Source organism: Prevotella sp. oral taxon 317 str. F0108, from assembly GCF_000162415.1.
GTDB lineage: Bacteria > Bacteroidota > Bacteroidia > Bacteroidales > Bacteroidaceae > Prevotella > Prevotella conceptionensis.
This window is the reverse complement of sequence record NZ_GG740072.1, coordinates 436,007-442,762: the sequence shown is the minus strand read 5'-3', so window position 1 is coordinate 442,762 and position 6,756 is coordinate 436,007. Positions and strand designations below refer to the sequence as shown.

Below are 6,756 nucleotides of genomic sequence, written 5' to 3'. Positions count from 1 at the left end.
AGTTAAGTGCGAGGGTGAGCATCTGGTAAGGCAACGCCACGCGCGAAGGACTATAACCAATGAGCAAGAGGTTTTGTAGCTTGGTGGTGTTTTTCTGAACAAGCAGATAGATGCTCAACAACAGCACATAAAAGCTTAGTGCGGAAATAACCACACCTACACCCATAACCAACGTAACCATGAGTTTGAGGAAGTAAGTGGTTTTCTCGGCATCGAGATTGTTGTCTTCCAACTCGTAGTTATGGTCTTCGAGATAGGTCCCGATACGCTGGTCGGCAGGATTGGTAACGTCTAATATAAGTCGCGATGGAGGCATCTCGCTATCGGGCGAGAAGTGACTGTTGCTCCATGTCATGAACGATTGGGGAACAAGAATGGTGTTAAGCTTAGACGAAAAGCCGATGACTTTTCCCTTGAAATAACCTTGTCCGCCCTTGCCCTGCACCTGAATGTGCAAGTCTATCATGCCTACGAGCCCTTCGTTTATTTTGGGCAACGAATGGTTTTGGGCGAAACCGAAGTTGTACATGGCAATATAACTTCGCGGAAGGATAACCGGCACCAAGCTATCGCCTGGCGTATAGTGCCAATTATCGAGCGAAACATCAACGAATGGGTCGGGAACGCTTTCGAAAAACAATTCAGAGTTAAGTATCTTCATGCCGCTAACGCCCATCGTTGCCTCTGCCTTGTAAGCCGTAGAGGTGAACTGTCCCACGCCTTTAACGAAAGGTTGGGCTTGTAGGTCGGCTATCTCGTCTTTCGAAAAGCCCGAATGTTGCTGCCCCAAGGCGTTAGCCATGCCTATTTTCTTGCTAACCACAAGGTAATCGGCCTTTAAAAAGCTGTCATTAGCCGTAAAGATGGGCAAGATGTCACAATATAGCTGGTAGCCAAGCAGCACAATGGTCATGCCGAAGAGGTTGGCGAAGAAGAAACCAACGAACTGTGGCCAACTGATATGTTGGCGAAGTAATTTCCAAACCAGTTTCATAGTTTCAGAATTTTATCGTATTGCAAGTTTGGATGCTTGCCAATGCTTGTTACTATCAGTGCCGCGCCTTGCGCCTTAGCCTCGGCTGCCATCAGTTCGCCAAGCGTGTCGGCATTAAAGTCGTCGAGATGACTAATGGGTTCGTCGGCTAAGAGGAAGTCGAAAGGCTGCACCAGGGCACGCAATGTAGCCACGCGCTGTCGCTGTCCGAAAGACATCTTCCCCACCCTCGTGTTTATCTTGTCGGCAATTCCTAGTTGCTCGAACCACGCACGTATCTCGGTTTCGGTCTTAAAATGGGTAAGTTGGTTCTTCAGCATCACGTTCTCCAAGGCCGTTAGTTCGGGAAACAGCCGCAATTCTTGGAACAACTGACTTACGTTTCGTTGACGAACGTTCACCCAATCGGCAGTGGAGAGCAGGCTGATATCCGTTTCGTCGAACTTCACCACACCTTCGTAATCTTGCCGATAGCCCAAGATGTAACTGCAAAAGGTGCTTTTTCCGAGGCCGCTTTGAGCCTCAACAAGGTAGAATTTGCCTTTTTCGAACCTCAGATTGGGCTGTTGCCACACATCCGATTGCAGGTTTTCGCGTTGCAAGAACACGTGCGGCGTAACTTGTTCAAAGCTAATACTGTTCATCATTCTAATATATAAACGATTGTGTTTACCCCTCCCAAATAACTCTTCACCGTGGCCAAGCTATTGGTTTTGATGCCCCTCGTGCCGACCAAAGCGTCTAAGTTGAAGACTAGGGCAAGCCGTTTTCCACGTATTTCGTTAGCCACGCTTGGCGATACTTGGCCGTTGACCGTAGCCGAAACGGGTTGTTGAAAAGGCGGATGAGGCAAACAATAGAAACTGCTGTCGGGTTTTAACCCGAAATAGTATTTATAACTGCCGTTGTCGAAGACGTAAGCGCGAGGGCCAGCATCGTAAATGGTAGAGCCTGGCGGACAAGAACGTTTCCAATAACCTACATCCATCAGCCAATTGGTGGCCTTTATCTGAGCTTTCATCGAGAGATAGGCTTGTCCGCTGGCATAAGTGGAGGTAGAAATGATGATGTTTCCGTCGATACTTCGGATGATGTTGTCCATGTCGATGGCCGTGTTCAGCCCAGTAAGCATGACAGACAACACAACGTTATCTCGCACAATGCCCAACAATTTGTCGCCTTCCATGTTGGCAAAAAGGGTGAGTGCGGCTGGCGAAGTTGCGTCTTTCAAGAAGGTTTCGCCAATGGGACGGTAGGCATTAGCCACTCGTTTCAAGGACTCGTCAATCGTTTGGTTGTACGAAAAGGTTTCGCCTTTCATCAAAAGAGCGTTTCCCGAGAAATGCAAACCCGCCTTCAACACCACTTGCGACAGGTTTACGCGCTTTGGCAAGCCCAAAGTAAAGGGCAGCGCAACGTTTTCGGGCAGTGCATCAAGTCGCGCAACAAGAGCCATTGGCGCATCAATGGCGTCTACCGAGGCCAGCAAAGGCGATTGACGGTCTTCTTTTTTGGGGTCGATGTTGAGCAACTTGGCCATACGCAACTGTAAGTCGGGCTGCACGGCAAGCGGTTGCGGCCCCATCACCAGCAGGGCATCGTCGTTAAAACCCACAGCCCAAACGTTGTTAACGGTATAAAATTGGCATCCTTTGCGTTCTTTTCCTGCCACTGCCGTTCCCTTTTGCACAAGCGCATCAAAGGTGGCAGCAAGTTTAGAAACGTCGTCTACCTTCGCGCAAAGCCCGAAATTCATGTCTGCCGCCTCAAAAAGATACAGCTTTGAAGATAGGTCTATTCCGCAATCGGCCACGTTGTTGTCTGCCCCAATAAATGTTTTCAGGATGTTTTCTGCCTTCAAGTCCTTACCCAACTTGGGCGCATCTATCGCCATAACAGCCATGCTGCTTTTGGGTATAGACTGTACATAATTGGCTTTCGAGCACGAAACCAACAGCACAACCAGCGAGAACAACACTCCTATAATATCTTTCATCTTATCGTTTATTTCCTAAATGCAAGTTGAGCAATCATTGTTGCGGCCAGGGCAGCAGTCTCTGTCCGCAATCTGCTTTGGCCAAGCGAAATGGGAACGTAACCTTTACTCATCGCCAAACGCACCTCGTCGATGGAAAAGTCGCCCTCTGGCCCAATGAGTATGGTTACTTCCTCATCGCCATTTAGCTGCAACAACTCGCCATACAAGTCTTTTTTATCAATCTCGGCATAGCAATGGGCAATGTACTTGGCTCCCTTTCGTGGCTGTTTCACAAAGTTTTCGAAAGGTTGGAGGTCGTTCAACAGCGGTTTCCAAGCCTTTCTGCTTTGCTTAACGGCTGCAACGACAATCTTATCCAGCCTTTCTAACTTGACGTTTCTGCGTTCGGAGAAGGCGCAATTAAGCAACGAAAACTCGTCAATGCCTATCTCCGTGGCCTTTTCCAAGGTCCATTCCACCCTGTCTATAACCTTTGTTGGAGCCATTGCCACGGCTATTCGGCCGTTCCATGTTTTTTCTTGCGGCAATCGTTCCACAATGTCGTAAAGACATCTGCCCTTTGTTACGAGGGTGAGTTGCGCCTTGAAGAAACAGCCAGTGCCGTCTATCAGAAACACCTCGTCGCCACTTTCCAAGCGCAACACCCTTGAAGCGTGCGCCGCCTCTTCGGCAGGCAACTCGTTGGTGCTTGCTGCATCGGGAACATAGAAATAGCGCGTCTCCTTCATTTTTGCTTGTCTTTCCTTCGTTTTATTTCTTCGCTGATGCGCGATGCCAGTTCGTAGTTTTCGTCTTTAATGGCTTTGGCAAGGGCATCTTCTATCATTTTGTTGTCTAGTATGTTTATCGGGAGCGACGCACCCGTAGCGTTCTTGTTGAAAGCTGTACCCTGGCGCGCCATCAGAGAGGTCTCTATATATATAGGTATGTTGCCAATGACAGAAAGCAACACGGCATCGCTGGCCCTAAGCTTTATGGGTTCGAGGGTTAAGGTGTTGTAAAGCAACACCCGATATTGGCCGTCAATGATGTCGTCGATGATTATTTCGAAGTCTACATCGGTGTGCGAGCGCACCAACTGCCACAAAACTTCGGGCAAAAGCATCTTGGTGATGGGCAAATGGTTAAGCCGCAGCCCCAGTTGTTCTTTCATTTCCCTGTCGCAAGGGATGAGCAACTCCATCGTTTGAGCCTCATCAGTGAGTGCAAGTAAGCCGAGACGCTCGTTACCTACAATCTCGGCAACATTGTTGAATATTAGTTTTATCTTCGATTTCATTTTTTGTCTATTCCCTTAGGGCGGAAAACCAAGGCAAAGGCCACACCCACAACGAGGGCGTATGCGGCAAATACATACCAGCAGGTTTGCCAATCGGTCACTCCGTCTACGGTAAAATGGTTAACAATGGCTTGTGCGCTCAGCGTGCCAACCGTTGCGCCAATGCCGTTAGTCATCAACATAAACAGCCCTTGCGCACTAGAACGCATGTGCGCATCGGTGGATTTGTCTACGAACAATGAACCAGAGATGTTGAAAAAGTCGAATGCCACTCCGTAAACAATCATCGAAAGCACGAAGAGCCATACGCCATTGCCAGGATTACCCAAGCCAAACAGACCGAAACGGAGTACCCATGCAAACATGGCTATGAGCATAACGTTCTTTATTCCGAAACGTTTCATGAAGAAGGGAATGAGCAAAATACAGCAGGTTTCGCTGATTTGCGACAGCGAAATAAGTATGTTGGCATGGTTTACGCCAAAGGTGTCGGCATATTCGGGTATGCTTTCGAAACTTGTTATAAAGGGGTTGGCAAAGCCATTGGTGATTTGTAAGCTGACGCCCAGCAGCATGGAGAAGAAAAAGAAGATGGCCATCTTTTTCTGTTTGAACAGCGAGAAGGCGCGCAACCCCAGCTGGTCGGCAATGCTTTTACGCTCAGTGCCACTCGATGTGGGACATGTGGGCAACGTAAAGCTATATAAAAAGAGGATGATGCTGAATATTCCCGACACCACGAATTGGTTTTGGTTGGGCTGGAACCCCATCAAATCAACAAACCACATGGTGCAAATAAATCCGATTGTGCCAAAAACGCGTATCGGCGGGAAATCTTTCACGGTGTCCATGCCTGCTTGGTTCAGCCCCGTATAAGCCACAGAGTTGCTTAAAGCCAGCGTGGGCATATAGAAAGCTACGCTTAAACTATAAAGGGGAAATATCATCGAACCTGCGAAAGTGCCTGCAACGGAGGTTCCAACTGCCACTTCGCCCATAGCCACATAGCCGTAATAGGCCGTGGCAAACATGAAGAGGGCGGCCAACAGATGGCATAAGCCCAGCAATCGTTGGGCAGGCACCCAGCGGTCGGCCACTATACCCATGATGGCAGGCATGAAAATAGATACAATACCCTGCACGGCATAGAACCAACCAATTTGGTCGGCCATTCCGATTTTTACCAAATAAGTCCCCATTGAGGTGAGATAAGCTCCCCAAACAGCAAATTCGAGGAAGTTCATCAGCGACAAGCGTATTTTCAGATTCATGATAGTAAGTATTTTCATACAAAGTTATGAATTAATGTTGAGATACAACAAACTTGAACTCTTTTTTTTAGGATGGCTCAAAAAAATACCTTTCATGGGTTATTCAGGCTTTATCCAAACGTATTCAGTGCGCTTTATTTAAGGCGTAAAGTGAACGATTTGCATTTGCAGGATGGACAAAATTTATGCGCCTACCAAACAAAAGCGAACTGAAAATCCTGTGCAATACAATATTATAGCGTTAAGATGTGAAGTTATCAGAATTTATAACTAACTTTGCAAGGTGTCGGAATGCCAAGCCATACCTCGCTTTCTGCGTTAAGACAAGCGACGTTTCTGACAAGTGGAAACAGGGGATAACCCATTATCCTCCAAGCCCCAACATTATTAGAAGAACAAAACATCCGCTAATTTAAGATATTAAACAACCCATGCAAATGCTACTCATCATCGACCCCAACAACGACTTTGCCGACAGCCGCGGCAGTCTTTACGTGCCCCACGCCGACAAGGCTTTAAAGGCCATTGCCCATTATATTGAGGAAAATAACCCGGAGGGCATCGCCATATCGCAAGACACACACCGACGTTACCACGTAGGACACTGCGCCTACTGGCAGGGCGAGGGCGTGAAACCTTTTGCCAACGTGCGCTCTGAAGACGTGGAGCGAGGCGTTATCTCACCCACATTCGCCACCAAAGAGCAGACTTTGAACTATCTCCGAGCAATGGAAAGCAAAGGAAGGGTGCACACGTTGTGGCCCGAACATTGCCTGATAGGTTCGTGGGGATGGGCATTCCCCGACGTTTTGGTACAAGCCGTGAACGCTTGGGACAACTTACACCACGGCCAACGCCCACTACACGTTTACCAAAAGGGCGAATATGCCGATGCAGAGATGTTTTCTATCTTCTCGTACGTAAACGAACGCACGCCCAACGAACACGGAATGCAAGTTCTAGACCAGCTAGCGCAATACGACGAAGTAGTTGTATGCGGCTTTGCAAAGGACTATTGCGTGGCCGAATCGGTGAAAGACATGCGCAACGACCCACGTTTCGAAGGCAAACTACGCTTTTTCGATGCTGGTATGGCGGCTATCAACCCGCAATCCGACAATCTCGCCATCTACGAAGACTGCCTAAACACATTCGGCGCAAAGAGAATTTAAAGCCCAAACGGAATAGTTCAAACCAACACGAAACGCCACCT

At 48.1% G+C, this 6,756-nt stretch carries 7 protein-coding genes; 1 reads left to right on the top strand and 6 read right to left on the bottom strand.

Translation table 11 applies throughout. The features are described from left to right. The 6 genes from HMPREF0670_RS01545 to HMPREF0670_RS01520 form a co-directional block, all read right to left on the bottom strand. Positions 1 to 994 (bottom strand): hypothetical protein (locus HMPREF0670_RS01545; RefSeq protein ID WP_009229401.1); only part of this gene is annotated, 994 nt, incomplete at its 3' end. Further along, positions 991 to 1,638 (bottom strand): ATP-binding cassette domain-containing protein, encoded by a 648-nt coding sequence (locus tag HMPREF0670_RS01540; RefSeq protein ID WP_009229400.1) that lies wholly within the window; start codon positions 1,636 to 1,638, stop codon positions 991 to 993. The genes HMPREF0670_RS01545 and HMPREF0670_RS01540, both read right to left, overlap by 4 nt. After that, positions 1,638 to 2,990, bottom strand: coding sequence for a DUF4836 family protein (locus HMPREF0670_RS01535; RefSeq protein WP_009229399.1), 1,353 nt, complete (start codon positions 2,988 to 2,990; stop codon positions 1,638 to 1,640). Before HMPREF0670_RS01535 ends, HMPREF0670_RS01540 begins: the two co-directional genes overlap by 1 nt. Before the next feature lie 8 nt (positions 2,991 to 2,998). Then, a complete protein-coding gene (locus tag HMPREF0670_RS01530; RefSeq protein ID WP_009229398.1) occupies positions 2,999 to 3,721 on the bottom strand; it encodes an RsmE family RNA methyltransferase in 723 nt (240 codons plus the stop codon). Next, positions 3,718 to 4,272, bottom strand: a complete 555-nt coding sequence (locus tag HMPREF0670_RS01525; protein ID WP_009229397.1) for a bifunctional nuclease domain-containing protein — start codon at positions 4,270 to 4,272, stop codon at positions 3,718 to 3,720. Before HMPREF0670_RS01525 ends, HMPREF0670_RS01530 begins: the two co-directional genes overlap by 4 nt. Continuing rightward, complete coding sequence (locus HMPREF0670_RS01520) at positions 4,269 to 5,543, bottom strand: nucleoside permease (RefSeq protein WP_009229396.1); 1,275 nt, start codon at positions 5,541 to 5,543, stop codon at positions 4,269 to 4,271. Before HMPREF0670_RS01520 ends, HMPREF0670_RS01525 begins: the two co-directional genes overlap by 4 nt. 431 nt (positions 5,544 to 5,974) lie before the next feature. On the opposite strand from HMPREF0670_RS01520, the gene HMPREF0670_RS01515 reads away from it, so the two are divergent. After that, a complete protein-coding gene (locus HMPREF0670_RS01515; protein WP_009229395.1) occupies positions 5,975 to 6,715 on the top strand; it encodes a nicotinamidase in 741 nt (246 codons plus the stop codon). Positions 6,716 to 6,756 lie beyond the last annotated feature (41 nt).